The organism is Afipia sp. 1NLS2 (assembly GCF_000178995.1).
In the GTDB taxonomy this organism is placed as follows: domain Bacteria; phylum Pseudomonadota; class Alphaproteobacteria; order Rhizobiales; family Xanthobacteraceae; genus Afipia.
In genome coordinates, this window is the sequence record NZ_ADVZ01000004.1 from 206618 (window position 1) to 232057 (window position 25440).

General features: G+C 61.5%; 27 protein-coding genes. 18 read left to right on the plus strand and 9 right to left on the minus strand.

Annotated features, from left to right (window positions below):
* Positions 1–129 precede the first annotated feature (129 nt).
* The 6 genes from AFIDRAFT_RS15110 to AFIDRAFT_RS15135 all read left to right on the plus strand — a co-directional run bounded on the left by AFIDRAFT_RS15110 (position 130) and on the right by AFIDRAFT_RS15135 (position 6460).
* Positions 130–1395 (plus strand): ABC transporter substrate-binding protein, encoded by a 1266-nt coding sequence (locus AFIDRAFT_RS15110; protein WP_009340415.1) that lies wholly within the window; start codon positions 130–132, stop codon positions 1393–1395.
* Between the two features lie 352 nt (positions 1396–1747).
* Positions 1748–3013, plus strand: a complete 1266-nt coding sequence (locus tag AFIDRAFT_RS15115; RefSeq protein WP_009340416.1) for an ABC transporter substrate-binding protein — start codon at positions 1748–1750, stop codon at positions 3011–3013.
* 144 nt (positions 3014–3157) lie between these two features.
* The gene (locus tag AFIDRAFT_RS15120) at positions 3158–4024 is read left to right on the plus strand and encodes a branched-chain amino acid ABC transporter permease (RefSeq protein ID WP_009340417.1); all 867 of its coding nucleotides are present in this window, start codon (positions 3158–3160) and stop codon (positions 4022–4024) included.
* Positions 4024–4980 (plus strand): branched-chain amino acid ABC transporter permease, encoded by a 957-nt coding sequence (locus AFIDRAFT_RS15125; protein WP_009340418.1) that lies wholly within the window; start codon positions 4024–4026, stop codon positions 4978–4980. Before AFIDRAFT_RS15120 ends, AFIDRAFT_RS15125 begins: the two co-directional genes overlap by 1 nt.
* Positions 4977–5729 (plus strand): ABC transporter ATP-binding protein, encoded by a 753-nt coding sequence (locus AFIDRAFT_RS15130; RefSeq protein ID WP_009340419.1) that lies wholly within the window; start codon positions 4977–4979, stop codon positions 5727–5729. The genes AFIDRAFT_RS15125 and AFIDRAFT_RS15130 overlap by 4 nt, the downstream gene beginning before the upstream one ends.
* Positions 5726–6460 (plus strand): ABC transporter ATP-binding protein, encoded by a 735-nt coding sequence (locus tag AFIDRAFT_RS15135; RefSeq protein WP_009340420.1) that lies wholly within the window; start codon positions 5726–5728, stop codon positions 6458–6460. Before AFIDRAFT_RS15130 ends, AFIDRAFT_RS15135 begins: the two co-directional genes overlap by 4 nt.
* A 30-nt stretch (positions 6461–6490) precedes the next feature.
* On the opposite strand, the gene AFIDRAFT_RS15140 is transcribed toward AFIDRAFT_RS15135, so the two are convergent.
* The gene (locus AFIDRAFT_RS15140) at positions 6491–6946 is read right to left on the minus strand and encodes a DUF2147 domain-containing protein (protein ID WP_009340421.1); all 456 of its coding nucleotides are present in this window, start codon (positions 6944–6946) and stop codon (positions 6491–6493) included.
* A 260-nt stretch (positions 6947–7206) separates the two neighbouring features.
* Between AFIDRAFT_RS15140 and ribB the strand changes: the two genes are divergently transcribed.
* The 3 genes from ribB (at position 7207) to AFIDRAFT_RS15155 (ending at position 10523) form a co-directional block, all read left to right on the plus strand.
* Positions 7207–8283: a 3,4-dihydroxy-2-butanone-4-phosphate synthase gene (gene ribB, locus AFIDRAFT_RS15145; RefSeq protein ID WP_009340422.1), complete on the plus strand. Its 1077-nt coding sequence runs from the start codon at positions 7207–7209 to the stop codon at positions 8281–8283.
* Between the two features lie 86 nt (positions 8284–8369).
* Positions 8370–9575, plus strand: coding sequence for an acyl-CoA dehydrogenase (locus AFIDRAFT_RS15150; protein WP_009340423.1), 1206 nt, complete (start codon positions 8370–8372; stop codon positions 9573–9575).
* A 21-nt stretch (positions 9576–9596) separates the two neighbouring features.
* A complete protein-coding gene (locus AFIDRAFT_RS15155) occupies positions 9597–10523 on the plus strand; it encodes an MBL fold metallo-hydrolase (protein WP_009340424.1) in 927 nt (308 codons plus the stop codon).
* Here the strand turns inward: AFIDRAFT_RS15155 and AFIDRAFT_RS15160 are convergent.
* Positions 10496–11347, minus strand: a complete 852-nt coding sequence (locus AFIDRAFT_RS15160; protein WP_009340425.1) for a DUF1499 domain-containing protein — start codon at positions 11345–11347, stop codon at positions 10496–10498. The two genes, AFIDRAFT_RS15155 and AFIDRAFT_RS15160, sit on opposite strands and share 28 nt — an antisense overlap.
* A gap of 86 nt (positions 11348–11433) precedes the next feature.
* The gene (locus tag AFIDRAFT_RS15165; RefSeq protein WP_009340426.1) at positions 11434–12162 is read right to left on the minus strand and encodes a sulfite exporter TauE/SafE family protein; all 729 of its coding nucleotides are present in this window, start codon (positions 12160–12162) and stop codon (positions 11434–11436) included.
* A gap of 270 nt (positions 12163–12432) precedes the next feature.
* Here AFIDRAFT_RS15165 and AFIDRAFT_RS15170 point away from each other — a divergent pair, with 270 nt between their 5' ends.
* Complete coding sequence (locus AFIDRAFT_RS15170) at positions 12433–13212, plus strand: extensin family protein (protein ID WP_492951579.1); 780 nt, start codon at positions 12433–12435, stop codon at positions 13210–13212.
* 63 nt (positions 13213–13275) lie between these two features.
* On the opposite strand, the gene AFIDRAFT_RS15175 is transcribed toward AFIDRAFT_RS15170, so the two are convergent.
* A complete protein-coding gene (locus AFIDRAFT_RS15175) occupies positions 13276–13950 on the minus strand; it encodes a L,D-transpeptidase (RefSeq protein WP_009340428.1) in 675 nt (224 codons plus the stop codon).
* Between the two features lie 306 nt (positions 13951–14256).
* Between AFIDRAFT_RS15175 and AFIDRAFT_RS15180 the strand changes: the two genes are divergently transcribed.
* Both AFIDRAFT_RS15180 and cutA read left to right on the plus strand, forming a co-directional pair.
* Positions 14257–15234 carry a magnesium transporter CorA family protein gene (locus AFIDRAFT_RS15180; RefSeq protein WP_009340429.1) on the plus strand — a complete coding sequence of 326 codons (978 nt, stop codon included), beginning with the start codon at positions 14257–14259 and terminating at the stop codon, positions 15232–15234.
* 18 nt (positions 15235–15252) lie between these two features.
* Positions 15253–15570 (plus strand): divalent-cation tolerance protein CutA, encoded by a 318-nt coding sequence (cutA, locus tag AFIDRAFT_RS15185; protein WP_009340430.1) that lies wholly within the window; start codon positions 15253–15255, stop codon positions 15568–15570.
* Between the two features lies 1 nt (position 15571).
* Here cutA and ligD read toward each other — a convergent pair whose 3' ends face one another.
* The 3 genes from ligD to pdxH all read right to left on the minus strand — a co-directional run bounded on the left by ligD (position 15572) and on the right by pdxH (position 19724).
* Positions 15572–18223, minus strand: coding sequence for a DNA ligase D (gene ligD / locus AFIDRAFT_RS15190; RefSeq protein ID WP_009340431.1), 2652 nt, complete (start codon positions 18221–18223; stop codon positions 15572–15574).
* A 61-nt stretch (positions 18224–18284) separates the two neighbouring features.
* Positions 18285–19043 (minus strand): SDR family NAD(P)-dependent oxidoreductase, encoded by a 759-nt coding sequence (locus AFIDRAFT_RS15195; RefSeq protein WP_009340432.1) that lies wholly within the window; start codon positions 19041–19043, stop codon positions 18285–18287.
* A 45-nt stretch (positions 19044–19088) separates the two neighbouring features.
* A complete protein-coding gene (gene pdxH, locus AFIDRAFT_RS15200; protein WP_040298502.1) occupies positions 19089–19724 on the minus strand; it encodes a pyridoxamine 5'-phosphate oxidase in 636 nt (211 codons plus the stop codon).
* Here pdxH and AFIDRAFT_RS15205 point away from each other — a divergent pair.
* The 4 genes from AFIDRAFT_RS15205 (at position 19701) to AFIDRAFT_RS15220 (ending at position 22217) form a co-directional block, all read left to right on the plus strand.
* Positions 19701–20270 carry an RT0821/Lpp0805 family surface protein gene (locus AFIDRAFT_RS15205; protein ID WP_009340434.1) on the plus strand — a complete coding sequence of 190 codons (570 nt, stop codon included), beginning with the start codon at positions 19701–19703 and terminating at the stop codon, positions 20268–20270. The genes pdxH and AFIDRAFT_RS15205 overlap by 24 nt on opposite strands.
* A gap of 83 nt (positions 20271–20353) precedes the next feature.
* Complete coding sequence (locus AFIDRAFT_RS15210) at positions 20354–21334, plus strand: DnaJ C-terminal domain-containing protein (RefSeq protein ID WP_009340435.1); 981 nt, start codon at positions 20354–20356, stop codon at positions 21332–21334.
* An 87-nt stretch (positions 21335–21421) separates the two neighbouring features.
* Positions 21422–21727, plus strand: a complete 306-nt coding sequence (locus AFIDRAFT_RS15215) for a hypothetical protein (RefSeq protein WP_009340436.1) — start codon at positions 21422–21424, stop codon at positions 21725–21727.
* Between the two features lie 139 nt (positions 21728–21866).
* A complete protein-coding gene (locus tag AFIDRAFT_RS15220; protein WP_009340438.1) occupies positions 21867–22217 on the plus strand; it encodes a PRC-barrel domain-containing protein in 351 nt (116 codons plus the stop codon).
* Positions 22218–22315: 98 nt separating this feature from the next.
* Here the strand turns inward: AFIDRAFT_RS15220 and AFIDRAFT_RS15225 are convergent, their stop codons facing one another.
* Positions 22316–23089 carry an anti-sigma factor family protein gene (locus AFIDRAFT_RS15225; RefSeq protein WP_009340439.1) on the minus strand — a complete coding sequence of 258 codons (774 nt, stop codon included), beginning with the start codon at positions 23087–23089 and terminating at the stop codon, positions 22316–22318.
* 27 nt (positions 23090–23116) lie between these two features.
* Complete coding sequence (locus tag AFIDRAFT_RS15230) at positions 23117–23602, minus strand: sigma-70 family RNA polymerase sigma factor (RefSeq protein WP_009340440.1); 486 nt, start codon at positions 23600–23602, stop codon at positions 23117–23119.
* 212 nt (positions 23603–23814) lie between these two features.
* On the opposite strand from AFIDRAFT_RS15230, the gene fabI reads away from it, so the two are divergent.
* Positions 23815–24633: an enoyl-ACP reductase FabI gene (gene fabI, locus AFIDRAFT_RS15235; RefSeq protein ID WP_009340441.1), complete on the plus strand. Its 819-nt coding sequence runs from the start codon at positions 23815–23817 to the stop codon at positions 24631–24633.
* A 152-nt stretch (positions 24634–24785) separates the two neighbouring features.
* Complete coding sequence (locus AFIDRAFT_RS15240) at positions 24786–25385, plus strand: histidine phosphatase family protein (RefSeq protein ID WP_009340442.1); 600 nt, start codon at positions 24786–24788, stop codon at positions 25383–25385.
* Positions 25386–25440: the final 55 nt, after the last annotated feature.

Below are 25440 nucleotides of genomic sequence, written 5' to 3' on the forward strand. Positions count from 1 at the left end.
CTCGACAAGAGACGATATCTGGATTTTAATTTTGCATTCTTTGAGCCAGCATTGGCGTCACACAAAAATTCAAAAATCAAAAATGGCCATGGCCTGAAGCAAAAACAAATCACATCTGGGAGAACGTTTATGAGTTCGAAGTTTGAATTGCCGAAATTGAGCCGCCGTTCGTTGTTGAAAGCGACCGCGCTGGCAGGTGTTTCGCAGGTTGCGTCCCCCTTTGTGGTCACGTCATGGGCCGCCGACACCGTCAAGATCGGCCTCGACAATCCGCTGACCGGAACTTACGCCGCGACCGGCAAGAACGAGATGATCGGCGCGCAGCTCGCGGTCGAACAGATCAATGCCAAGGGCGGCATTCTCGGCCGCAAGGTCGAGCTGCTGGTAGAGGATTCGACGAGCGGCGACGCCGGTACCGCCGTGCAGAAGGCGCGCAAGCTGATCGACCGCGATCAAGTCAACTTCTTGCTCGGCAACGTGAATTCGGCACTGGCGCAGGCGATGGCGAACGTCGCCTATGAGAAGAAGGTTCTTCACATCGTTCCGGGCGGTCATACCGATACGATCACCGGCTCGAACTGCCACTGGAACGTCTTCCGCGTGTGCAACACCACGCGCATGCAGACCAACTCAATCTCGAAGGTGCTGTTCGAGAAGTACGGCAAGAAGTGGTACTTCATCACGCCGGACTACGCTTTCGGCCACACGCTTCAGCAGGGCTTCGAGGCCAGCTTGAAGGAGTTCGGTGGAACGAAGGTGGGCGGCGATCTCGTGCCGCTGCAGACCACAGATTTCTCGTCCTATCTGATCAAGGCACAGGCGGCCAATCCCGAGGTCATCATTGTGCTGACGTCGGGCGAGGACATGGTCAACACGCTGAAGCAGGCCGTGCAGTTCGGTCTCGACAAACGTTTCCACATCGCCGGCGCTCAGCAGGAACTCGAGGCCTTGATCGGCCTGCCGCCGGAGGCGCGGATCGGAAGCTGGGTGTTCGAGTGGTACTGGAAGCAGCCGAACGTGCCGCATGTCGCCGAGTTCGTTGCCGACATCCGTAAGAAGACCGGCGGCCATGTGCCGACCGCGCGCACCTGGTTCGGCTTTGCGTCGGCCTGGACCTGCGCTCTCGCTGCCGCAAACGCCAAGTCGCTCGACGCGGTGAAGATGGCCAAGGCGCTGCAAGGCTTCAAGCTGCCGCCGGAAATCGCGCTGATGCCCAAGGACACGGTTTATCGCGAAGGCGACAACCAGCTGATGCCGACGCTCTACGTTGGCCATGCGCAGGCGAAGGGTAAGGACGATCCAGAGGATCTGTTCGTTGTCGACATGGAAGTGGACGGCATCAAAGCCGCGCCGCCGGTCGCACAGACCGGTTGCAAGCTGACATGGCCTGCCTGATCCAGCCTGCCTGATCGGAATGGTCCGGACCGTGCGTTCGCGGTCCGGATCAATCCGTGCTGATTTCCTTTTTTCACGGCATGACGCTTTGGCGTGATTGTCGGCGCGCTTTGCGCTCCGATGATGTTCGCTCTATCGCGGCGCGATGTGACGACGATGCACAAACGATACAAAAGGAAAGAGACGCTCGAGCATTGTCGGCATGAGACGAAAGTCTTTCATCACATTCTCGACAAACAGATACATCTGCATTTTAATTTTCTGGTTTTTGAGCCAGCAATGGCATCCAAGAAAATTCAACGACAAGACGATCGCGGCTAACGCATAAAATCACATCTGGGAGGGTGTTTTAATGAGTTCGAAATTCGAATTGCCGAAATTGAGTCGTCGCTCTCTGCTGAAGGCGACAGCACTCGCGGGCGTTTCGCAGGTTGCGTCGCCTTTTGTTGTTTCCTCTTGGGCTGCCGACACCGTCAAAATCGGCCTCGACAATCCGCTGACCGGTACCTACGCGGCGCTCGGCAAAAACGAACTGATCGGCGCGCAGCTCGCGATCGAGCAGATGAATGCCAAGGGCGGCATTCTCGGGCGCAAGGCTGAACTTCTGGTCGAGGACTCCACCAGTGGCGATGCCGGCACGGCCGTGCAGAAGGCGCGCAAGCTGGTTGATCGCGATCAGGTCAATTTCCTGCTCGGCAACGTCAACTCGGCGCTGGCGCAGGCGATCGCGAACGTCGCCTATGAGAAGAAGGTCCTTCACGTCGTTCCCGGCGGCCACACCGATTCGGTCACCGGTTCGAACTGCCATTGGAACGTCTTCCGCGTCTGCAACACCACACGCATGGAAACCAACTCGATCTCGAAGCTGCTGTTCGAGAAGTTCGGCAAGAAGTGGTACTTCATCACGCCGGACTACGCGTTCGGCCACACCCTGCAACTGGGCTTCGAGGCCAGCCTCAAGCAGTTCGGCGGCACCAAAGTCGGCGGCGATCTCACGCCGCTCGGAACGACCGACTTCTCGTCCTATCTGATCAAGGCGCAGGCCGCCAATCCGGACGTGATCATCTTCCTGCACGCCGGCGATGATATGATCAACGCCCTCAAGCAGGCCGTTCAGTTCGGTCTCGACAAGAAATTCCATCTGGCGGGTGCCCAGCAGGAGCTGGAGGCTCTGGTCGGTCTGCCGCCGGAGGCTCGCATCGGCAACTGGGTGTTCGAGTGGTACTGGAATCAGCCCAACACGCCTCACGTGAAGGAGTTCGTCGCCGACATCCGCAAGAAGTCCGGCGGCCATGTGCCGACCGCGCGCACCTGGTTCGGCTTCGCGTCGACCTGGACCTGTGCTCTCGCCGCGGAGAACGCCAAGTCGCTCGATGCGGTGAAGATGGCCAAGGCGTTGCAGGGCTTCAAGCTGCCGCCGGAAGTCGCGCTGATGCCGAAGGGTGCTTTCTTCCGCGAAGGCGACAACCAGTTGATGCCGACGCTGTTCGTCGGACATGCGCAGTCGAAGGGCAAGGACGATCCCGAGGATCTGTTCGTTGTCGATCAGGAAGTCGATGGCGCGACCGCTGCATTGCCGGTCGCCGAAACGGGCTGCAAGATGGCGTGGCCTGCCTGATCTCCGCGACCTGATTGAAATGGTCCGGTTCGCATCTTGCGGTCCGGGCCATTTCAAAAGGTGTGTTGATAATCGGATTCACGGGTTTGCATGCTCACGCCTTCACGGGTGGAGTGGCAAACAGGCCAACGGCATTTTCCAGACATGACACAGCTTATTCTCTTCAACATCTTCAACGGGCTGATCGTCGGCGCGTTCTATGCGCTGATGGCGCTAGGTCTGTCATTGATCCTCAATCTCTCGGGGACGATCAACTTCGCGCATGGCGGGTTCCTCGCGCTTGGCGGCTACATCGCCTACACGCTGATCCCCTATATTGGTTTCTGGGGCGGCCTCGTGGTTGCGCCCATCCTCACCGCGTTTCTGGGATTGATCGTCGAGCGGTTCCTGATCCGCAGGGTCTATGGGCGCGATCCGCTCTACAGCCTGCTGCTGACCTTCGGCCTTGCCTTCATTCTGGAGGACGGCGCGCGTTTCATCTGGGGGGCGCAGAGTTTGCCGTTTCAGGTGCCGGGCTGGCTCGTCACGCCGCTTAGCCAGGATTACTTCTTCCTGACCGGTTATCGGCTGTTCATGGTGTTGATCGTCGCGATCGCGGTCGCCGGACTCTTCCTGATCCTGCGCTACACGAGACTCGGCATCCGCATCCGCGCCGGCACGCATGACCTCGAAACGGTGTCGGTTCTCGGCGTCAACGTGCGCATCCTGCGTAATCTCAATTTCGGGCTCGGCATCTATCTCGCAGGTCTTGCCGGCGTGCTTGCGGTTGGACAGCTCGGCCTGCAGCCGACCATCGGCAGCTCGCTCATCATGCCGAGTTTCGTGGCGATCATCATCGGCGGTCTCGGCAGCCTGCCGGGCACGCTGCTCGGTGGCTTGCTGATCGGCGTCGCATCGGGGCTTGCCACGGTTTTCTTTCCTTCTGCAACGGAAGCAATCATGTACGTAATGATGGCAGCAGTGCTGCTGGTCCGGCCTCGCGGCCTTCTCGGCGAGGAGGGACGTTTCTGATGAATTCCCTCGATCGCAACAAACTGCTTGCAAACATCGGCGTCTGGCTCGTCCTCGCGACGATGCCATATTGGCTTCCGCTCATCGGCGGCTATACCGAGCTTGGAACGCGCGTCGTCATTCTTGGCCTCGCGGCGATGTCGCTGAACTTCCTGCTCGGCTACACCGGCGTGCTGTCGTTCGGCCATGCGGCGTATTTCGGCCTCGGCGCTTACGGCGCCGGCCTGATGCTGCGCTATCTCTATCCGAGCACAGGGCTGGCGATCATCTTCGGCGTAGCTCTCGGCACGTTCGCTGCCGCGATCATCGGCCCGATGATCATCCGGCTGCGTGGCGTTTATTTCGCGATGGTGACGATCGCGTTCGGCCAGGTGTTCTACTTCATCGCATTCCGATGGCATTCGGTGACCGGCGGCGACGACGGCCTGACGGGTTGGTCGCGCTTGCCGATCGACCTCGGCTTCACCACGCTCGACATTCAGGGCAATTCACGCCTGTTCTACTATTTCGTGCTCGCGATCTTCGCGATTGCGGTCGGGATAATGGCGTGGGTGCTGCGCTCGCCGTTCGGACACACGCTGATCGCCATTCGCGAAAACGAGCGGCGTGCACGATTCCTCGGCATTCCGATCGATCGCCACATCTGGATGTCGTGGACGATTTCCTGCGCCTTCGTCAGCCTTGCGGGCGCGCTCTATGCGCTCCTGAACAACTTCGTTGATCCGCGCGCGCTGTACTGGACGCAATCCGGCGACTTCGTGATCATGGCGGTGCTGGGCGGCATGCGCTCGTTCTGGGGGCCGATGATCGGCGCCGCGATCTTCGTCGTGTTGCAGGATTATCTGTCGAGCCAGACCGAGAACTGGATGTCGTTCGTCGGCCTGTTCTTCGTGCTGATCGTGCTGTTCTTCCCGCGCGGTGTGTTGGGTGCGCTGAAACGGAAGGCCACGTCATGAGCATTCTACGGATCGAAAATGTCACGAAACGGTTCGGCAGCCTTGTTGCCGTGGATAGCGTCTCGCTGACCGTGCAGCCGGGCGAGTTGCGGGCGGTGATCGGCCCCAATGGTGCCGGCAAGACCACGTTCTTCAACATGATCAGCGGTTTTCTGAGCCCGAGCGCCGGCAAGATCACGTTCAATGAAACCGACGTGACGGACATGCCACCCGTGGAGCGTGTGTGGGGTGGCATGGCGCGCACCTTCCAGATCACGGAGATATTTCCGGAGCTGTCGGTCTATGAGAATATCCGGGTCGCCGTTGAAGTTGCGGAAGGCTATCGCCTGAGTTTCCGGATGTCGCCCGAAGCGGCCGAGAAGGTCGCCGCGCGAGTGACAGATCTCATGAGGAGGGGCAATCTCACCGCCAAGGCCGACCGTATCGCGGGCGAGCTATCGCATGGCGACCAGCGTGCGACCGAAATCATGATGGCGATTGCGCTCAATCCGAAGCTGCTGCTGCTCGACGAGCCGACCGCCGGCATGGGCGATCAGGAAACCTATGATGTCACCCAGCTGATCCGGAAATTGCATCGCGACGAGAAGCTCACCATCGTGCTGATCGAGCACGATATGCGCGTCGTCTTTCATCTGGCCGACCGCATCACGGTGCTGGCCGAAGGCAAGATGCTGGCGGAAGGCACCCCGCCGGAGATTGCCGCCAACGAGGTCGTTCAGGCGGCCTATCTCGGAAAGGGTGCAGAATGACAAGCGTAGTGCTCGAGGCCGAAGGCCTTCACACTTATTATGGCAAGAGCCACATCCTGCGCGGCGTCGGCCTCGAGGTCCGGGAGGGTGAGATCGTCTCGCTGCTCGGCCGCAACGGCGCGGGCAAAAGCACCACCATGCGCAGCCTGATGGGACTGACCAAGGCACGCGAGGGAACGGTGCGGATTTTCGGCCAGACCACGACGCAGCTCAATCCCTATCGGATTGCCGCGCTCGGCGTGGGCTTCGTGCCAGAGGGACGGAAGATCTTCCCGAACCTGACGGTGGAGGAAAACCTGAAAGTCCCCGCCGAGCGGCCGGGACCATGGTCGATCGAGCGGGTGTACGAACTATTCCCCCGTCTCGCGGAACGCAAGAGCAACAAGGGTGGCCAGCTTTCGGGCGGCGAGCAGGAGATGCTGGCGATTGCCCGCGCGCTGCTGCTCAATCCGAAACTCATCCTGCTGGACGAGCCGTCGCAGGGACTCGCGCCGCTCATCGTGCAGGAAGTGTTCAGGGTGATCCAGCGGGCGCGCGATCAGGGCATCTCGGTGCTGCTGGTCGAGCAGAACGTGCGCGCGGCGGTCGAGATTTCGGATCGCGCCTACGTGCTCGACGATGGTCACGTGGTGTATTCGGGGATCGCCTCGGAATTCGCCCGCGACGAGGAGCGGGTCAGGGCGCTGGCCGGTGCAAGTGCGGAGAACTGGGAACCGGAGCAGGGCGCGTAATCGCGCTCTGGCTTCGCGTGCGGAGTCGGCCTAGTTGCCGACCTTGCTCCAGGTTTCGCCGCCGCACAGCGCGCCGACGCAGCCTTCCACGCGCAGCCGCGCCGGTCCCTGAAGCATGACCTTGCTGGCGTAGAACTGACCGTCGTCCGCATTGTAGATGCGGCCCGCCCAACTGGCGGGACCGGTCGCGCGCATGTCGTTGAACAGATTGAGTCCGATGACCGGGCGCTGGGCGAGTGCCGGATTTGGATTTTTATTGTCGGTCGCGGGCTTTCCAGTGTCCGGATCGATCGGTTCGCGCAGCGCTATGACCTTGCCGCAAATCCCGGCGCCGCAGGTCGTGATGCGAATCCTGGCGTCACCCTTCTCCGTGAGCCAGATTCCAGTGACGGGGCTGTTGTCCTGAGCGTTGCCGGGAAGCGAACCGGCGGCCACGACGAGGCTTGCAAGACCGGCGGTCAGGATTCGAGTGACGAAAAGAGGCATGAGGATCGTGCAGGTGCCGATGATTTGAAGGGTGAGCGGCGGCGGGAGCCAGCCGGCAAATTCCGTTCTGGATATGGGCGATTGAGCACCTATGTTCAATGCGTCAAATGGTGGGCTGTGAAAAGAGTCTATGAAAACCTTACGGAATTCCGATTGTGCCATTTGCCTCGGATAGGTAAGGAATTGTCAGCACGCGGGCCGTTGCACGCGGCTGTGGGGTGCGTCATACGATCCGCCCAGTTGCGTCAGAGAACCGAAAAATGCCGAATTCCATTGCCGAAGTTCTGAAGGCTTTTGCCGCGGGCGAGATCGTCGTCGTCACCGACGATGACGACCGTGAGGGTGAGGGCGATCTGATTGTCGCCGCCAGCCTGTGTACTTCGGAAAAGATGGCCTTCATCATCCGCCATACCTCCGGCATCGTCTGCGCGCCGTTGACGGTGGAGGACGCGCGGCGGCTGCGCCTCGATCCGATGGTCGCGCATAACGATTCCAACCACACCACCGCCTTCACGGTGTCCATCGATTACAAGCCCGGCATGACAACCGGCATTTCCGCCGATGAGCGGGTTGCATGCTGCCGTGCATTGGCCAATCCGAACGCGGGTGCTGCGGACTTCGCGCGGCCGGGGCATATCTTCCCGCTGATCGCGCGCGAGGGCGGTGTGCTGCTGCGTGCCGGCCATACTGAAGCGGCTGTCGATTTGTGCAAGCTCGCCAAGCTGCCACCTGTCGGCGTCATCAGCGAACTGATGAATGACGACGGCACGGTGATGAAGGGCCAGCAGGTCTCGGATTTCGCCAAAAAGCACAACCTGAAGCACGTCACCATCGCGGACATGATCGCTTACCGGCAGGCACGGGAAAAGCTGATCGAGCGCGTCTCGACATTTACGACGGATTCCCCGATCGGGCCGTTACAGGGCTATGCCTATCGCTCGCCGTTCGATCCGGTCTATCACGCGGCTTTCGTCTATAACGGGCTCGGCGACGGTAAGGGCGTGCTGACCCGCATTCACAAGCCGAACGTCATCAAGGACATTTTTTTCAGTTCGCATCGTCTCGAGAAGGTGCTGGAGCGGTTCAAGGCCAATGGCAGCGGCGTTCTCGTTTATTTGCGGGATGGCGTCGTCGGTGTGCCGGTGGCGCCTCTGGAGCAGCATCACTCCTCGGAGGAAGACCGGCATCGGCAGTGGCGTGAAGTCGGCATCGGCGCGCAGATTCTGCGCGATCTCGGCGTGACGTCGATCCGGCATCTGACGTCTGCGGTCCACGACTACAAGGGCCTGTCGGGTTACGGCATCGAAATCGTCGGCAACGAACCGTTCGAGAGCTGACGACATATCGTAACGGCCCCCCGGTATACGGCCGGCGCGATGGCGTGCTAGACTTTTCCCCAAGATACAGAGATGAGAGATCGGTCATGAGCGCGCGTTCCCAGGCGAAGGACAAGCCCGTATTCAAATGGGACGATCCGTTTCTTCTCGACGATCAATTGACTGAAGACGAGCGGATGATCCGCGACACCGCGCATGCCTATGCGCAGGAAAAGCTGTTGCCGCGTGTGCGCGCGGCCTATGAGGATGAGACTGCGGACCGCGATATATTCCGTGAAATGGGCGAGCTTGGCCTGATCGGCATCACGCTGCCCGAAGAATATGGCTGCGCCAATGCCAGCTATGTCGCCTATGGGCTTGTTGCCCGCGAGGTCGAGCGGGTCGATTCCGGCTATCGCTCGATGAACAGCGTGCAGTCCTCGCTGGTGATGTATCCGATCTATGCTTATGGCGACGAGGCGCAGCGCAAGAAGTATCTGCCGAAGCTTGCGAGCGGCGAGTGGGTCGGCTGCTTCGGCCTGACCGAGCCGGATGCGGGCTCCGATGTCGACAGCATGAAGACGCGCGCCGAGAAGGTATCGGACGGCTACCGGCTCACCGGCTCGAAGATGTGGATTTCCAACGCGCCGATCGCCGATGTGTTCGTGATCTGGGCGAAGTCGCAGGCGCACGACAACAAGATCCGGGGTTTCATCCTCGAAAAGGGAATGAAGGGCCTGTCGGCGCCGAAGATCGCGGGCAAGCTGTCGTTGCGCGCCTCGATCACCGGCGAGGTCGTGATGGACGGCGTGGTGGTGCCGGAAAGCGCGCTGTTGCCGAATTGCTCGGGGCTCTCCGGTCCCTTCGGCTGTCTCAACCGCGCGCGTTACGGCATTTCGTGGGGCGTGATGGGGGCTGCGGAGGATTGCTTCCAGCGCGCCCGGCAATATGTGCTCGATCGCAAGCAGTTCGGTCGTCCGCTCGCGGCGACCCAGTTGATGCAGAAGAAGCTCGCCGACATGGAGACCGAGATTGCGCTCGGCCTGCAAGGCTCATTGCGGGTCGGTCGCCTGATGGATGAAGGCAAGTTCGCGCCCGAAATGATTTCGCTGATGAAGCGCAACAATTGCGGCAAGGCGCTCGATATCGCCCGCGTCGCGCGCGACATGCACGGCGGCAACGGCATCTCCAGCGAATTCCACGTCATGCGTCACGCCCAGAATCTGGAAAGCGTGAACACTTATGAAGGCACGCATGACGTACATGCGCTGATCCTGGGCCGTGCCATAACCGGCATTCAGGCCTTTATGTAAGACGGGTGGCGATCCACGCGCATGTCCGTCAATGATGACATTCCGTTCAATCGCAACTTTCCGCTGAAGCCCGGAGTTGTCGATCGCCCCGTGCCGGGCGTGCGGCGCGTTGTGTGCGACAATCCCGGTCCTTTCACGTTCACCGGTACGGTGAGCTACATCGTCGGCGAGGGCCGTGTCGCCATCGTCGATCCGGGGCCGGACGACGCGACGCACATCGCGGCCCTTCTCGATGCGGTGCGCGGCGAGACCGTGACGCATATTTTTGTCACCCATACCCATCGCGATCATTCGCCTGCCGTGCCGCTGATCAAAAAGGCGACCGGCGCGACCGTCTATGCCGAAGGGCCGCACCGTCCCGCGCGGCCGATGCATCACGGCGAGCCAGCCCGCAAGGAATCCAACGATCTGGATTTCCGTCCCGATGTTAGATTGAAGGATGGCGAGCTGGTTGAGGGCGAAGGATGGGCCTTGCAGGCCATCGCCACGCCGGGCCACACCGCGAACCACATGGCGTTTGCATGGGCAGAGCGCTCGCTTACCTTCGTTGGTGATCATGTCATGGGCTGGTCCACCACCATCGTGGTGCCGCCGGATGGCGCGATGATCGACTACATGGGCTCGCTCGAGAAGCTCGCTGCGCGATCCGAGCAGCTTTATTTTCCGGGCCATGGGCCAGAAATTCCGGAAGGTCCGCGCTTCACCCAGTTCATGATCCGGCACCGCAGGGCGCGCGAGGCTTCGATCCTGCATCGTCTTGCGAAGGGCGAGGCGGATATTCCAAGCATCGTGCGCGCGAGCTATATCGGCATCGATCCGCGGCTCATAAATGCGGCGGGCTATTCGGTGCTGGCGCATCTGGAGGACATGGTCGAGCGTGGCATCGTCGCGACCGACGGTGCGCCGACCATCGACAAGACCTATCGCCTCTTGGTGCCCTTGGGCTGAGGCTCCTTGGCCGGCGCGAGAATCTTCTTTTCAGGCTTGGCGTTGTCGGCGGCGTCGTTGAGGTCGCTCGTGAATGAGGCGATGCGGGCGGCATTGCTGCCGAAATCATGCTCGAAATAGCGTGAGGACGAACGCATATCGACGCGCGATCCATCCTCGTCGGGAACGATGCGGATCGAGACATCCTCGCGCAAGCCCATGACGAGTGTGCGCGCCACGGCTTCGATCCGTCCGACCCGCTGCGGCGGCAGTGGCGGACGTTCGTCGACGATCAGCCATTTGCGGTGCGCGACGAGCCGCAGCACCATGTCGTAGGCCCGCTGCGGCGACAGGTCGAGCAGGATCGGCTCGATCTTGGGATAGGCTTTGCGCTGCAGCTCGGCGGAATAGAGTCCGGCATAGGCGGCGGTGTTGGCGCCGTCGGCGGCGCGCAGGCGGGCCAGCGCATCGAACCGGGGCGGATCAATCGGATCGGTCGAGATGTCGTACAGGCGCGGCAGTCGCTGATACTGGATGGCCAGATAGGCCGGGTAGGCAAGGATCAACGCGTTGATGAGCAGCGCGAACAGGATGCGGGTCATGCCGCGCGATCCGTTCTGCCAGATCGCGGCGAAGGCGGCGAAGCACAGAAGAATGGAAATGCCGGAAAGCGCCAGCGCGCCGAAGAAGGTCGCGAGCGCGGGACGGAAATCGAGAAAGCCGAAGCGCACCACCAGAACCGACGCCAGAGTGGCGACCAGCGCGAACATGGCCATCCGCCGCGCCCATGAGGCGAGGGCGGAGATCGGCTCCTTCTGATAAGCGGCGGAAAAGCGGCGGCCCATTCGACGATCCACGGGCGCCGGAGGATGCGCCGATGGCTTGACCTAGCGCATTTCCGTGCGGGGAGGGAAGCCGCAGAACGGCGAATTCACGTCGCAAATACCGCATTCCAGACCATGGTCAGGCCGGAGATCAGCATCAGGCCGTCCATGACATGGCGGAAGGTCTCCGGCGAGAGGCGCAGCACGAACGGTTTGGCGATGAAGGTGCCTGCCATGATGGAAAAGCCGGTAATGAGTCCCTTCAACGCCAGATCCCATGGCAGCGCGCCGCTGGTCTGGAAGGTCAGCACCTTGACCACATAGATCACCAGCGAGGAGGCGGCCTCTGTCGCGAGGAAAGCGCCCTTCACCAACCCGTAGCCGAGGAAGACCGGAACGGAAATCGGTCCGGTGGACACCACGATGCCGGTGAGAAAGCCGACCACGGCGCCGGCAATCGCCATATGCCACAGCTTCAGGCGGATCATCCGGCTGGCAAGCCAGTGCCTGATCGGAATCATCGAGATCAGAAACAGCCCGATGGTGAGATCGACCGCACGGTTCGGCAGGATCAGGAGCGTCTGCGCGCCAAGGAACGCCGCCGGCCCGCCGGTGATGCTGTAAGCCGCGAAAGCGCGCCAGTCGACCGTGCGCCACCATGCGAGGATGCGGGAGAAATTCGCCATCACGGCAGCGACGGCCATGATCGGCACGGCCGCCTTCGGGCCGTAGATCGTGGCCAGCACCGGCACGAGCATGATGGACGAGCCGGTTCCAACGATCCCGCTGAAAATACCGGCTACGAGCCCCACGATGAGAACAAGAATCAACCCCATGGTTTCGTTCTATCGTATCGATGCGGTCGCCGGAATTGGCAGCGGCTGCATGGCCCCTTATGCTGGCTCAAAACGAGTGCGGACGCGCCGGTTTCTTTTCATCCCTCCTGCAGGAATCCGAATTCCGGAATGCTTTGCCCGCCGATGCTCTTTCACCGAAATCATCGCGCGGAGATGCGCCGGAGCGCAGGCGTAGCCCTCGTGTTCAGCCTCTCGCTCACGATGCCGTCCGTGGCGGAGACTGCCGTGCCTTTGCCGCAGCCTCGGCCCATGGAAGCTCCTGCGGCCGCAAACCCCGACACGGCGCCGAAGCCGGAGGAGGGCAAGGCAGCGGCTCCCGCCGCACCGGCCGCACCCGAGCCCTCGGCTTGCCGCCGTGCGCTGACCGAGGATATCGCCATCGCGCCATCGATTGCGCCGATCCATGGGGATGGCGGATGCGGCGGTGACGATCTGGTGAAACTCGAAGCCGTGGTGCTGCGCGGCGGCCAGCGTGTCGATCTAAAACCGGCGGCGACGCTGCGCTGTGAAATGGCAAAGGCGGTGGCTGACTGGATTCGCGACGATGCCGAACCGCTCGCGGAAAGCCTCGGCTCCGTTCTCAGCGGTCTCGATAATTTCGATTCCTACGAATGCCGCGGACGTAACCGGGTCAAAGGCGCCAAGCTGTCAGAGCATGGCAAGGCGAATGCCCTCGATGTCCGCAGTCTCGATCTCGCCAACGGCACCAAATTGTCCCTGACGGATCGCGGTTTATCGCGCGAGATTCGTGAGAAGGTGTTGTGGTCGGTCTGTGGGCGGTTCACCACGGTGCTCGGGCCGGGCTCGGACTGGTATCACGAGGACCACATCCATCTCGATATCGCGCAGCGCCGCAACAATTACAAACTGTGCCAGTGGGGTGTGTACGATCCGCTGCCGGAGACGGCGCCGCTGCTGCCTGCCGAGCGGCCTGCGGATGCACCGCCGGGTGCCACAGCGGTGGAGCAGGGCGCGGCGGCTTCCGGGGATGCCACGGACGGGCAGGCCGAACCCGCGCGCGAGAAATGACCAGCGCCCAATGAAAAACGCCGCCCATTGGGCGGCGTTTGTCGTCAGATGAGGTGCAGAGGCTTACTGGTAAGCCGTGCCGCCTTGCAGCGCCATCTTCGAATTGTAAGGCGAGTCGCCCTGCTTGGGATCGAGCACGACGACGATCGCGCCCATCTTGACCCGATTGTACAGGTCGATGACGTCCTCGTTGGTCATGCGGATGCAACCCGAGGAAATCGAGGCTCCGATATATTCCGGCTGGTTGGTGCCGTGGATGCGGAACAGCGTGTCCTTGCCGCCCGAGTAAAGGTAGATCGCGCGCGAGCCCATCGGGTTGTCCGGGCCGCCCTTGACGAAGGTCGGCACGCCGAGGCGCTCGATCTCGCCCTTGGTCGGGTGCCAGTCCGGCCACTCGGTCATGGCGCCGACCTTGGCAATGCCGGACCAGGCCATGGCTTCCTCACCGACGGTGATGCCGTAGCGGATCGCCTTGCCGCCATCGAGGACGTAATAAAGGTAGTGGTTATCGGAATCGACCACGATGGAACCGGGCGCTTCCTTGCGGTGATATTCGACGATGGCGCGGCGGAAGGGCTCGGCGACCGGCGTTTTGACGTAGGAAACCTTGGCCAGGTAATCCTTGTCACGCGGCTTGAGCTGGCTTTCGTTCATGGCCTCGTAATGGGCTGTCTGCATGCAGCCTGCCAGCATCAGGCCGGCGGCGAGGACGGCAAACTTGGAAGCAATCGACGGCATCGATGTAAATCCCGGTGGCGGCGAAAGACCGAAAATGGCTCTAAGGAGCGAAGCTCGCCGCAGTATCGCTACAGTTTATAAACATCAGGTTTTCACCCAATTCCAGAGATTCGGCGTGGGTTTTGCTACGCAACATCGGACCTGTGGCATTGCTGCCGCACTCTTATGCGACAAATACCCCCCAAGGATGCCCCTCATCACGGACTTGGCATTTCCCGGGTCTTTCGCCCCTCCCGGCTTGCCCGAATCGAACGAATTTGCGTTTTGGCGAAGTGACACCACGCCGCATGCCGGAGGCCATTTTTCATGCTGTCCGTATTCGCACCCTCGGCAGGCTCGCTGAAAAAGCTGGAAACCGTGGATCTCGCCGCGCTGCCGGAGGACGCCGTCTGGCTGGACCTCAAATCGCCGATTCCCGGCGAGGACAAGGCGGTGGAAAAGCTCGTGGGCATCGAAATCCCGACCCGCGAGGATATGCAGGAGATTGAAATCTCCTCGCGTCTCTATGTCGAGAACGGCGCGCGTTACATGACGGCGACCCTGATGTGCGGCACCGACGGCGCCAACCCGCGCACCGCGCCGGTGTCGTTCATTCTGACCGCGCATCGCCTCGTCACGGTCCGTTACGACGAGCCGAAGCCCTTCATGCTGGTTGCCGCCAAGCTTGGCCGGGCATGCCCGTCGGGAATTACAGGCGACACCGTGCTGCTCGATCTGCTCGATGCGATCATCGACCGCTCCGCGGATATTCTCGAGCGTGTCGGATCAGACGTCGATACCGTGAGCAACGAGATTTTCGAGCCGTCCGCCGATCGCGGCCATGCGCGCAAATATTCCCAGATTCTTCTGACCATCGGCCGCAAGGGCGACCTGACATCGAAGGTGCGTGAAAGTCTGGTGTCGATCGGGCGCGTCATTTCCTTCGTCACCGTCGAGACCGACCAGAACGGGCGCTGGAGCAAGGAACAGAAGGCGCAGTTCAAGACCCTGCAACGCGATGTGCAGTCGCTCACCGATCACGCCTCATATCTGTCGAACAAGATCACCTTCGTGCTCGACGCCATGCTCGGTGTCGTCAACCTCGAACAGAACAACATCATCAAGCTGTTCTCGGTGATGGCCGTGGTCTTGATGCCGCCGACGCTGATCGCCTCGATCTACGGCATGAATTTCAAGGTCATGCCGGAGCTGGAATGGCAGCACGGCTATTCGCTGGCGCTGATTGCTATGCTGTTCGCCGCGGTGTTGCCTTACATGTTCTTCAAGTGGAAGAAGTGGCTGTAGCAGCGCGGAGCGATTGCGATGGCTGGTGACGTCTGCATCGTGATGACCACCGTGGCGGACGCGGCGCAGGCGAAAGCGCTTGCGCGTACCGTCATCGAGGCTCGCCTCGCGGCCTGTGCGCAGACTCTGCCGATTTCGAGTTGCTATCGCTGGGACGGCAAGATCGTCGAGGACGGCGAACAGATGATCCTGTTCAAGACATTGGCCGATCAATATTCCGCGCTCGAAGGGTTTCTTCTCGAACGGCATCCGTATGAGGTGCCGGAAATCGTCCGGCTGCCGGTCGATGGCGTCAGCGGACAATACCGCGACTGGCTCTTGAGCGAAGTCGGGTAAATTACAATCCGATCTTTTTGATCGCGCTTTTGAGCGAACTTGCGGCGCGGTCGTAATCCGTCCATGCCTTCGACTTCTTCATCAATGCAGGCACGGTGCGCAGCGTAAATTTGAGCGGCTCCAGGCCGGGACGCACCTGGGCCCATGTCAGCGGCATCGACACCGGCGCGAATTTTCGGCCGCGCGGCGAGAACGGCGCGACCGCCGTGGACATCCGGTCGTTGCGCAGATAGTCGAGGAAGATCTTTCCATCGCGTTTCTTCTTCGACATGTTGAGCAGATAGCGCTCCGGATCGTCCGCTGCCATCGTTTGGCACACAGCCTGCGCGAAGGCCTTTGCCCCCTTCCAGTCGATGCGATCTTTCTTCGCGTCTTTCAACGGCGTGACGACATGCAATCCCTTGCCGCCGGTGGTCTTGCAGAAACTTTCCAATCCGAGAAATGAAAGGCGCTCGTGCAGGTCGCGCGCGGCTTTGATGACGTCGGTGAAAGCAACATCCGGGGCAGGGTCGAGGTCGAACACCAGACGGCCGGGCACGTCGGGTTCGCCTTCGGCGCAATTCCATGGATGAAATTCGACCCCGCCGATCTGCGCCGCCGCGACAAGACCTTCGACGCGATCGATCTGGATGTAAGGCTTTCTGTCGCCGGACACGCGAACTTCGTTGATGAGGTTCGACATTCCGGCCATGGCGTGGCGTTGGAAGAATGTCTCCCCATTGATGCCGTCCGGCGCGCGGATGATGGAGCAGGGCCGCCCTTCGATATGCGGCAGCAGATAGTCGCCGATGCTTTCCATGTAGCGGGCGAGGTCGAGCTTGGTGATCGGCTCGCCCTTGCCGTCGTCCGGCCAGAGCGGCTTGTCCGGTTTCGAGATGGTCAGCCCCATCACTATGGCGTTGCCTTTAGACGGCGCACTTGCGGATTTTGCCGCGCGTATTTTGCGCGGTGCGGGCTTGGCCACGGTGGTGACGGTCGGCTCGTCCACCTGCACTTCGTCGGCGGACTTGTCTTTGCGCAGCCCCTTGAAAGCAGCCTGCCGCACCATGCTGTCACCGGTCCAGCCTGCGAATTCGATCTCGGCGACAAGCTCTGGTTTCACCCAGTGCACGTCTGTTGCTTTCTTCGGCGCGTTCTTGCCGCCGAATGGGTTTGTCGTCGATGCTGCCTTCTTCAATTCCGGCATGATCCGCTTGACGACATCCTTGCCGTATCCTGTACCGACGATGCCGACATAAGCGAGATGGTCCTCGTGCGGTACGCCGACCATCAGCGAGCGGAATTTGCCCGCGGTGGTTTTCCAGCCGCCGATGACGACTTCATGCCCTGCGCGGCATTTGGCTTTTCGCCAGCTTTCAGTGCGGCCGGAATGATAGAGCGCGTCCCTGCGCTTTGAGATGATCCCTTCCAGCGACAGGCGGCAGGCCGATTTGAGGACTGCATCGCCGCCGGTCTCGAAATGTTCGACATAGCGGATCACGCCGCTGGCGGTGTCGTTGTTCAAAAATGATTTCAGTTGGGCCTTGCGCTCCCTCAGGGGCAATCGCCGCAGGTCGCTGTTCTTGCTGAATAGCAGATCGAAGGCGAAGAAGATCAGTCCATCGGTGTCGCCATCTGATAGCGCCGCCTGCAGCGATGCGAAGCTCGGATGGCCGTTGTGGTCGAGAGCGACGATCTCGCCGTCGATGATGCCATTGGGTAGTTTTGCAGCGGCTTTCTCGATGGCCGGAAATTTCGCGGTCCAGTCGAGGCCCTTGCGTGTGCGCAGAGTAGCCTTCTTGTTCTCGATGCGCAGTTGCATCCGGTAGCCATCGAACTTGATCTCGTGAATCCATTCTTTGCCGGTGGGTGGGCGCGAGACGGATTTGCACAATTGCGGTGCAATGAAGTCGGGGAGCTGCTCCACACTGCGCGCGACCTTCGCCGGGGCCCTTCCTTTGGAGGGAGCGAGCGTCTTCGTCTCGGACTTTGCTCGCAGATTCGCGGCCAAGCCCTGATTGGATTGCCAGACCCGGTCGGCCTTGGTGCGGCCTCCTTTTAAACTTCCTTTGGCCGTCATGAACGGCGTGGGTCCGCGCCCCTTGCCTTGTGCGATCTGCGCCATCGTGCGGCCGGAGGCAACGGAGCGGTCCTCATCAAGAATATCGCTGCCCTCCTGCGCATATTCATCGCGGTGTTTAATGAGTAGCCAGTTGGTGCGCTTGCCGCCGGTGCGGTCATGCCGCATACGCACCAGCACCCATTCGCCGTGCAGCTTCTCGCCTTCGAGCGCGAATTTGAGATCGCCTTTCTTCAAGCCTGCTTCCGGATTGTCGCTGTACCAATAGCCGCGATCCCACAGCATCACCGTGCCGCCGCCATACTGGCCTTTCGGGATGGTGCCTTCGAAATCGCCGTAGTCGAGCGGATGGTCCTCCACCTCGACCGCAAGGCGCTTATCCTTCGGGTCGAGCGAAGGGCCGCGCGTCACCGCCCAGGATTTGAAGACTCCGTCGAATTCGAGCCGCAGGTCGTAATGCAGCCGCGTCGCATCGTGTTTCTGGATGACGAAGCGCGGCAGCTTTCCGCGCGCGACTGTCGCGGCGCCGCTCGGCTCCGCGGTTTTCGTGAAGTCGCGTTTGGTCCGGTAGACGGAAAGTTTTTTGCGTGCCACGGGAATCGCCTTGCGAAGAATAGAGACAAACCCGCAAGGCCGCGTTCAGGTTCCGCCTTGCCTAGACGTGCTGGCCGCCATTGATGTGGATTTCCGCGCCGTTCACGTAGGACGATGTTTCCGTGCACAGAACGTAGATGATTTTCGCCACCTCGTCGGGCGTGCCGAGCCGCTGCAGCGGGATTTGCTCCTCGACAATCTTGTCGGTGCCGGGAGAGAGGATCGACGTGTCGATCTCGCCGGGGGCGATGGCGTTGACGCGCACGCCGACCTTGCCGAAATCGTAGGCCATCTCTCGCGTCAGCGCCGCGAGTGCGGCTTTCGATGTCGCATAGGCCGCGCCCGCGAACGGATGCACGCGCGAGCCCGCAATGGAGGTGACGTTCACCACTGAACCCTTGGTGGCTTTCAACTCCTCGATCAGGCCGCGCGCAAGAAACACCGGCGCGAGGAAATTGACGCGGAAGACTTTCGCCCATGTGTCGTTGTCGGTCTTGATCGTGCCGAGCCGGCCGCCGCCCTCAAGCTTGGGAGAGATCGCAGCGTTGTTCACCAGCGCATGGAGCTGGCCGCCTTCGAGACGCCCGCGGATTTCCTGAATCGCGCGCTCGGTGTCAGCGATATCGGACAGATCGACCTGGATGTGATCCTCAGGGCCTGCGTCCCACGGGCACTGTTCGGGAAATGGATGGCGCGAACAGGTGATGACCCGCCAGCCTGCGCTGGAGAAACGAATTACAGTCGCATGGCCGATGCCGCGGCTCGCGCCGGTGAGCAGCAGCGTGCGGCGTGGCTGATTGGAGGTCGTTGATGCGGTCATGACGGGATTGTTCACTTACAAGAGGGGGGACGCCAGTGGAATCGTTCAAGGATAGAGGCGTGTCTTGGTCCAGCCGTCGCCTTCGCGCTGGAACACGATGCGGTCGTGCAGGCGGAATGGGCGATCGTGCCAGAATTCGATCGATTGCGGGACAATCCGCCATCCGCTCCATCCCGGCGGGCGAGGGACTTCACCGATCGCATATTTCGCCGCGTTGAGCGCGATCGCCTTCTCGAAGGCGAGGCGGCTCTCCAGCGGCTGGCTTTGCTTGCTCGCCCATGCGCCGATCTGTGATTGCTTCGGGCGGGTCGCGAAATAGGCGTCGGCTTCGGCATCGCTGACGGGGCTGACAGGTCCGCGGACGCGCACCTGACGGCGCAGCGACTTCCAGTGAAACAGCAGGGCAGCTTTCGGATTCGCGGCCAGTTCACGCCCCTTGGCGCTGTTGATGTGGCTGTAGAACACGAAGCCTTCGGGACTGAGGCCGTTCATCAGCACCATACGGACGTCCGGCATTCCCCCGGCGTCTACGGTGGCCAGCACCATGGCGTTTGGGTCATTGGGCTCCGACGCTCTGGCCTCATCGAACCACGCAGTAAAAAGCTCAAATGGTTCAGTGCTTTCCGTAAAATCACCGGATGTTAACGGAGTCTGTTGTTGGATGGAGTCTGGACCGTTCATGTCTGGAGTACCGCGTTGCGTCCGACCGCGCCTTTCGATTGCGCGTCTCACCCCCCTTATACGGCATGCCGTCGCGCGGGGATATCGCCGATCCGCCGGATCGCGGTGGTGACGCTGCTGGCCGGATTCAGCGTTTGCGCGGGCGGTTGCAGCTATCGGCTCGGTGATATGTTCGGAGGCGACAAGGCGAAGGAAACGCCTGTGGTTGCCGCCGAAGACATCACGGGCTCGATTGTCCCGATCCGGCTGACCGACGATACCAATTTATCCGACAGTGACCTTGCGCTGGCGCGCAATGCAGCTTCCGATGTGCTCACCCGCGGCACCAAGGATGCGAGCCAGCCCTGGGAAAACCCGCAGACCGGCGCGCGCGGCTCGGTCACACCATTGGCCTCGGCCTATACCGGCGAGGGCGGCCGGACCTGCCGGGATTTTCTCGCAAGCTACGTGCACGGCACCAATGAGGGCTGGTTGCAGGGTGAGGCCTGCAAATCCACCACAGGAGCCTGGGAAATCCGCAACATGAAGCCCTGGAAGCGGTCATAAAGCGGTTGCAACGGGACCGGAGCGTTCCCATTTAATCACCGGGCCGTTCGGCCTAATCTTGTTGCTCAAAGGAGAGACCACGAATGCGCGACCCCTATGAGGTCTTGGGGGTGCAGCGAAGCGCAAGCGCTGCCGAGATCAAAAGCGCATTTCGCAAGCTCGCCAAGAAACACCATCCCGACGCCAACAAGAACGACGCGAAAGCGGCGGCGCGTTTTGCCGAGATCAATTCCGCGAACGAAATTTTGGGCGACGAGGCCAAGCGCAAGCAGTTTGATCGCGGCGAGATCGATGCCGAGGGCAAGCCGCGCTTTCAGGGCTTCGAGGGCGCAGGATCTCCGTTCGGCGCACGCGGCGCTCAGGGCCGCGCGGGTCCCGGCGGCTTTGAATATTCCTTCACGGGCGGCGGGCCGGGTGCAGGCGCCGCAGGCGCGAACAGTTTTGAGGACATTCTCTCCAGCATGTTCGGTGGCCGCGCTGGCATGGGTGGAGGTGCGCGCGCGGGGCGCGGTGGCTTTGAATTCGATTCCGGTGTCGGCGTCGATCTCGATGTCGCGGCGACGATGAGCGTATCGCTGGAAGAAGCCGTGAACGGTGCCAACAAGCGCATCCGCCTGCCGAACGGCAAGGAGCTCAACGTCAAGATTCCGGTGGGTGTAACCTCCGGACAGCAGATCCGCTTGAAGGGGCAGGGCGACACCGCGCCCGGTCATCCGCCCGGCGACGTGCTACTGACGATCAACATCGCACCGCATCCGTTCTTCAAGGTGGACGGCAACGATCTGCGCGTGGAATTGCCCGTCACGCTGTATGAGGCCGTGCTCGGCGGCAAGGTGCGCGTACCGACGCTGAAGGGCGCGGTCGAGCTGACGATCCCGAAGAACACCTCCAGCGGCCGCACCTTCAGGCTGAAGGGAAAGGGCGTCCCTGCGAAGGGCGCGGGCGGCGATCTCTATGTCACAATTCGTATCGTATTGCCGGATGGCAACGATGCGGAACTGGAAGCGCTGATGGAGAAATGGCGGACCAGCCACGTCTACAATCCGCGGAGCGGGCTCGGTTAATCGCTATTTGCCAAAAATTGGCCGAAATGAGCCGTTTTCCGAGCTTTAACGGGTGGAAATCTGCACTTTCATCCCTATATTCTTGGGATGAGCAAAACAGCCAAGCCCCAGACCCCTGAACAGATCGCTCGCGCGGAAAAGCAGCGTATTGCCCGGATCGAGGGCGACAAGGCGCTCGCGGATTTCGAGCGTAATGCGATCGCTGTCCGCAAGAATATGGAAAGACTCCGCGCCTTGCGCCTCGCGAAGGAGGCGGAGGAGGCTGAGAACGCGCCGCTTGTTTTGAAGAAAGCGAAAGCCACGAAAGCCACCAAAGCTAAGGATGCGCGCACCAAGGCGCAGAAGCTGTCCGATTTTCTCGCGGCCCAGCGCGAAGCGGGACGCAGCACGTAAAGTTCTCAACCTGTCATCATTCGCTGATACATCATGGCCTGAGCTATGCTCAGGCCATGATGCGTTTTGCCGCCTCCGTAGTATGGGAACCACGTCACCGGTGCACGCATTAACTCCTTGTCCTGAAAGGAGGATGGCCATGCCGACGAACCTCAATCGCTCGACATCGAGTTTGATCGGAAGCGATCGTGTGCAAGGCACCTCGGTGTTCGATGCCAATGCCGAGAAGATCGGCGTGATCGAACGCGTGATGATCGAGAAGGTCAGCGGTCGCGTCTCGTTCGCGGTGCTGAGCTTCGGCGGCTTTCTCGGTATCGGTGACGAGCACTATCCGTTGCCGTGGCCGGCGCTGAAATACAACGTCGAGCTGGGCGGCTACCAGATCATGATCCCCATCGAGAAGCTGAAGGCCGGGCCGAAATACGAGGCCGGCGCCGAGTGGGATTGGGCCGCCGGCACGAAATCCGTGGGCGAATATTATGGGGCGTGAAGTCACCCGTCATTCCCGCGAAAGCGGGAATCCAGTTTGACGACTGGACCCCCGCTTTCGCGGGGATGACGGCTAGATAAATCGCAATGAATCGGACCCTAAAGCTTCTGCGCTGCCTGATCGGTCTGGTCGAACACAAGGCGCGCGACCTGCGTCAGCTTCTGCTTGTCAACCGGTCCCGCCACCACATAGCCGACGCCCTTGTCGGCCCAATACATCGCGCCATCCTTGTCACGGGTGGCATAGCGCATGTTGGTGGTCTCGTTGCTCGCGCGCGAGGCATATATCGTGAAGCGTTCACCCGCCGCATTCTCGTACATGAAGAAAGAGGCTGGTCCGGTCGGGCCGGGCAGCAGCCTGCCGCCGACGAGCTTCAGGCCCTGCGCGTCGAGTTCGGGAGCGCGCACCTGCCATCCGCAGCGGTTGGTCAGCCATTGCTGTAGATGGGCGCGTTCGCTCGCGGCAATTTCGACGGGATGACGCACATCCACCACGTAAAGCCGGTGCGCCTCCAGCGCGTCTCCGGTGAAACTTGCGATGGTGGATGGCTGTGCGGTCGTGCCGCGCAGCGCGTAGCCGGTGCCGCCGCCGATGACGAAGGCGGCGAGCGTTGCGGCGACGGCCATGTAAGCCCACTGTCGCGGACGCTGATCGAGCCGGTCGAGCCTGAGGCGCGCCGGAATTGGTTCATCGGCCACGCTGTCATACTTCGCATGCAGCATGTCGCTCATCGCGCGCCACTGATGGACCCGCGCGGCATCGTCGGGGTGCGCGGTGAGCCACGCGTCCACGGCCTCGCGGCGTTCCGGCGGCAGTTCGCCGTCCACATAGGCGTGGAGTTCGTCTTCGGTGATGGGGGTATCGTGAATCATTGCTGTGTCTTTTCCAGAAGCACGGGTTCACTTGACGCAGCGAAGCGCGGGGCGTTCGCCTTCGAGTACGGATCGGATTTGCGCGCGGGCGCGGGCGAGGCGTGACATCACGGTGCCCATCGGCACGCCCTGGATTTCGGCCACGTCGCGATAGCTCAAGCCTTCCAGCGCCACCAGTAGCAGCACCGCGCGCTGTTCTTCCGGCAGCGTGGCGAGTGCGCGGGTGATGTCGCGGCCCTCGGCCTCGGTGCCGGAGGGCTCGGGCGTGTCATGAAGCTCGGTCAGCACCGGCTGCCGCGCCAGCGAGCGGCGGCGATTGCGGTTGAGGTTGGTCAGGATCGTGTAAAGCCAGGCGCGCAGATCGCCACCCAGAAACAGCTTCTCCGAGCGCAACGCCCGCACCAGCGTATCCTGCACGAGATCGTCGGCAAGGTCGGTATCGCGGGTCAATGCCCTCGCGTAGCGGCGCAGCGCGGGGATCAAGGTCTCAACACTGTCGCGGAAGTCGGTCATGGACCTGTTTTGGGCCTGCAAAGGGGTCCGCCGGGTCGGCGTATAAAGTTGGTTGTCAGCTATAACACCGTGAAAACACGTCTATTCCCAACTTGGCCAGCCTCCAGGGTGGACGGCCAAGGCTGCCCAGTTTCGCTGATTCCCGCCTTGCCCGGCCAGACCGCCTATGCCAAGACGGGCCTCCATTTTTTCAGCCAAAACGGACAGCTTTCATGGCGGACATCACAGGCCTGATGCGCGGCAAGCGGGGCATTATTCTTGGCGTCGCCAATAATCGCTCGATTGCCTATGGCATCGCCAAATCCTGTCGCGACCAGGGCGCGGAGCTTGCGCTGACCTGGCAGGGCGACGCCCTGAAGAAGCGTGTCGAGCCGCTTGCCAAGGAGCTTGGCGCGATCACGCTCGGCCATTGCGACGTGACCGACGCCGCCAGCATCGATGCGGTGTTTGCCGAAGCGAAAAAGCAGTGGGGCAAGATCGATTTCGTGGTCCATGCCATCGCGTTTTCCGATAAGGACGAACTCGACGGACGCTATCTCGACACGAGCGAAGCGAACTTCTCCAAGTCGATGCTGATCTCCTGCTACTCGCTGACGGCAATCGCCCAGCGCGCCGAGCATCTGATGACCGAGGGCGGCTCGATCCTGACGCTGTCCTATTACGGCGCCGAGAAGTGGATGCCGCATTACAATGTCATGGGTGTCGCCAAGGCCGCGCTCGAGGCGAGCGTGCGCTATCTCGCCGCCGATCTCGGCGAGAAGAACATCCGCGTCAACGCCATCTCAGCCGGGCCGATCAAGACGCTCGCCGCATCGGGCATCGGCGATTTCCGCTACATCCTGAAGTGGAACGAGTACAATTCGCCGCTGCGCCGGACCGTGACGCAGGAAGAAGTCGGCGACAGTGCGATGTATCTGCTTTCCGACCTGTCGCGCGGCGTCACCGGCGAAATCCATCATGTCGATTCCGGCTATAACGTCGTCGGCATGAAGCGGCCCGACGCGCCGGACATTTCGCTGGCCAAGGAATAACAACCGGCGGCGTCATTGTGAGCCAACGGGGCGGCACGAATGCGTCGCCCGGTGACAGGCTTCGCAGAGCAATCCGGAAGGCTGAGAAGACGAAGCTGGATTGCTTCGTCGCAAACGCTCCTCGCAATGACGGCTCGCATTTAGAGAGACTGATGCCCAATCCAACCATCTACTTCATCCGCCACGGCCAGACCGAATGGAATGCGGTCGGCCGCTTTCAGGGTTCGCAGGACATTCCGCTGAACGAGCTTGGCAAGACGCAGGCGGTTCGCGCCGGTGAATTACTCGCCAGCATTCTGGCCGGAGACTCCCACCATCCGGAGCGCATCCCGTTCGTGGCGTCGCCGCTCGGCCGGGCGCGCCAGACCATGGAACTGGTGCGTGGCGAGATCGGCGTGCCGCCGCACGGCTATCAGGTCGACGACCGGCTACGCGAGATCGGCTACGGCCATTGGGAGGGCTCGACCCTGATCGAGATGGAGCAGTCGCATCCTGAACTGTTCGCCCAGCGCCAGGCTGACAAATGGGGCGTGCCGCCGCCGGGTGGCGAAAGCTATGCCTCGGTGAGCCTGCGGATGCGCGACTGGTACGATTCGCTGCTGCAGGACACGGTGGCCGTCTCGCATGGCGGCTCCTGCCGCGCGCTGATGGCCGCGCTGGAGATTGAGACGCCGGTCAACGCCGCCGAGATTTATATCGAGCAGGGCGTGGTCTACGTCTTCAAGGACGGTAAGGTCACGAAGCATAGTTAAGGGCGGGCGTTAGCTGCCTACCTGCTGCACCGGCTTTTCGTCATGTCCGGCCTTC

Coding starts and splice junctions, on each gene's coding strand:
- AFIDRAFT_RS15160 (WP_009340425.1), bottom strand. CDS start 11,347: ATGGGCCGCCGCTTTTCCGCCGCTTATCAGAAGGAGCCGATCTCCGCC.
- AFIDRAFT_RS15165 (WP_009340426.1), bottom strand. CDS start 12,162: ATGGGGTTGATTCTTGTTCTCATCGTGGGGCTCGTAGCCGGTATTTTC.
- AFIDRAFT_RS15225 (WP_009340439.1), bottom strand. CDS start 23,089: ATGATTCACGATACCCCCATCACCGAAGACGAACTCCACGCCTATGTG.
- AFIDRAFT_RS15155 (WP_009340424.1), top strand. CDS start 9,597: ATGTCCGTCAATGATGACATTCCGTTCAATCGCAACTTTCCGCTGAAG.
- AFIDRAFT_RS15215 (WP_009340436.1), top strand. CDS start 21,422: ATGAGCAAAACAGCCAAGCCCCAGACCCCTGAACAGATCGCTCGCGCG.
- AFIDRAFT_RS15115 (WP_009340416.1), top strand. CDS start 1,748: ATGAGTTCGAAATTCGAATTGCCGAAATTGAGTCGTCGCTCTCTGCTG.
- AFIDRAFT_RS15220 (WP_009340438.1), top strand. CDS start 21,867: ATGCCGACGAACCTCAATCGCTCGACATCGAGTTTGATCGGAAGCGAT.
- AFIDRAFT_RS15120 (WP_009340417.1), top strand. CDS start 3,158: ATGACACAGCTTATTCTCTTCAACATCTTCAACGGGCTGATCGTCGGC.
- AFIDRAFT_RS15195 (WP_009340432.1), bottom strand. CDS start 19,043: ATGACCGCATCAACGACCTCCAATCAGCCACGCCGCACGCTGCTGCTC.
- AFIDRAFT_RS15125 (WP_009340418.1), top strand. CDS start 4,024: ATGAATTCCCTCGATCGCAACAAACTGCTTGCAAACATCGGCGTCTGG.
- AFIDRAFT_RS15180 (WP_009340429.1), top strand. CDS start 14,257: ATGCTGTCCGTATTCGCACCCTCGGCAGGCTCGCTGAAAAAGCTGGAA.
- fabI (WP_009340441.1), top strand. CDS start 23,815: ATGGCGGACATCACAGGCCTGATGCGCGGCAAGCGGGGCATTATTCTT.
- AFIDRAFT_RS15150 (WP_009340423.1), top strand. CDS start 8,370: ATGAGCGCGCGTTCCCAGGCGAAGGACAAGCCCGTATTCAAATGGGAC.
- AFIDRAFT_RS15140 (WP_009340421.1), bottom strand. CDS start 6,946: ATGCCTCTTTTCGTCACTCGAATCCTGACCGCCGGTCTTGCAAGCCTC.
- AFIDRAFT_RS15170 (WP_492951579.1), top strand. CDS start 12,433: ATGGAAGCTCCTGCGGCCGCAAACCCCGACACGGCGCCGAAGCCGGAG.
- AFIDRAFT_RS15135 (WP_009340420.1), top strand. CDS start 5,726: ATGACAAGCGTAGTGCTCGAGGCCGAAGGCCTTCACACTTATTATGGC.
- ribB (WP_009340422.1), top strand. CDS start 7,207: ATGCCGAATTCCATTGCCGAAGTTCTGAAGGCTTTTGCCGCGGGCGAG.
- AFIDRAFT_RS15230 (WP_009340440.1), bottom strand. CDS start 23,602: ATGACCGACTTCCGCGACAGTGTTGAGACCTTGATCCCCGCGCTGCGC.
- cutA (WP_009340430.1), top strand. CDS start 15,253: ATGGCTGGTGACGTCTGCATCGTGATGACCACCGTGGCGGACGCGGCG.
- pdxH (WP_040298502.1), bottom strand. CDS start 19,724: ATGAACGGTCCAGACTCCATCCAACAACAGACTCCGTTAACATCCGGT.
- AFIDRAFT_RS15110 (WP_009340415.1), top strand. CDS start 130: ATGAGTTCGAAGTTTGAATTGCCGAAATTGAGCCGCCGTTCGTTGTTG.
- AFIDRAFT_RS15130 (WP_009340419.1), top strand. CDS start 4,977: ATGAGCATTCTACGGATCGAAAATGTCACGAAACGGTTCGGCAGCCTT.
- AFIDRAFT_RS15240 (WP_009340442.1), top strand. CDS start 24,786: ATGCCCAATCCAACCATCTACTTCATCCGCCACGGCCAGACCGAATGG.
- AFIDRAFT_RS15175 (WP_009340428.1), bottom strand. CDS start 13,950: ATGCCGTCGATTGCTTCCAAGTTTGCCGTCCTCGCCGCCGGCCTGATG.
- AFIDRAFT_RS15210 (WP_009340435.1), top strand. CDS start 20,354: ATGCGCGACCCCTATGAGGTCTTGGGGGTGCAGCGAAGCGCAAGCGCT.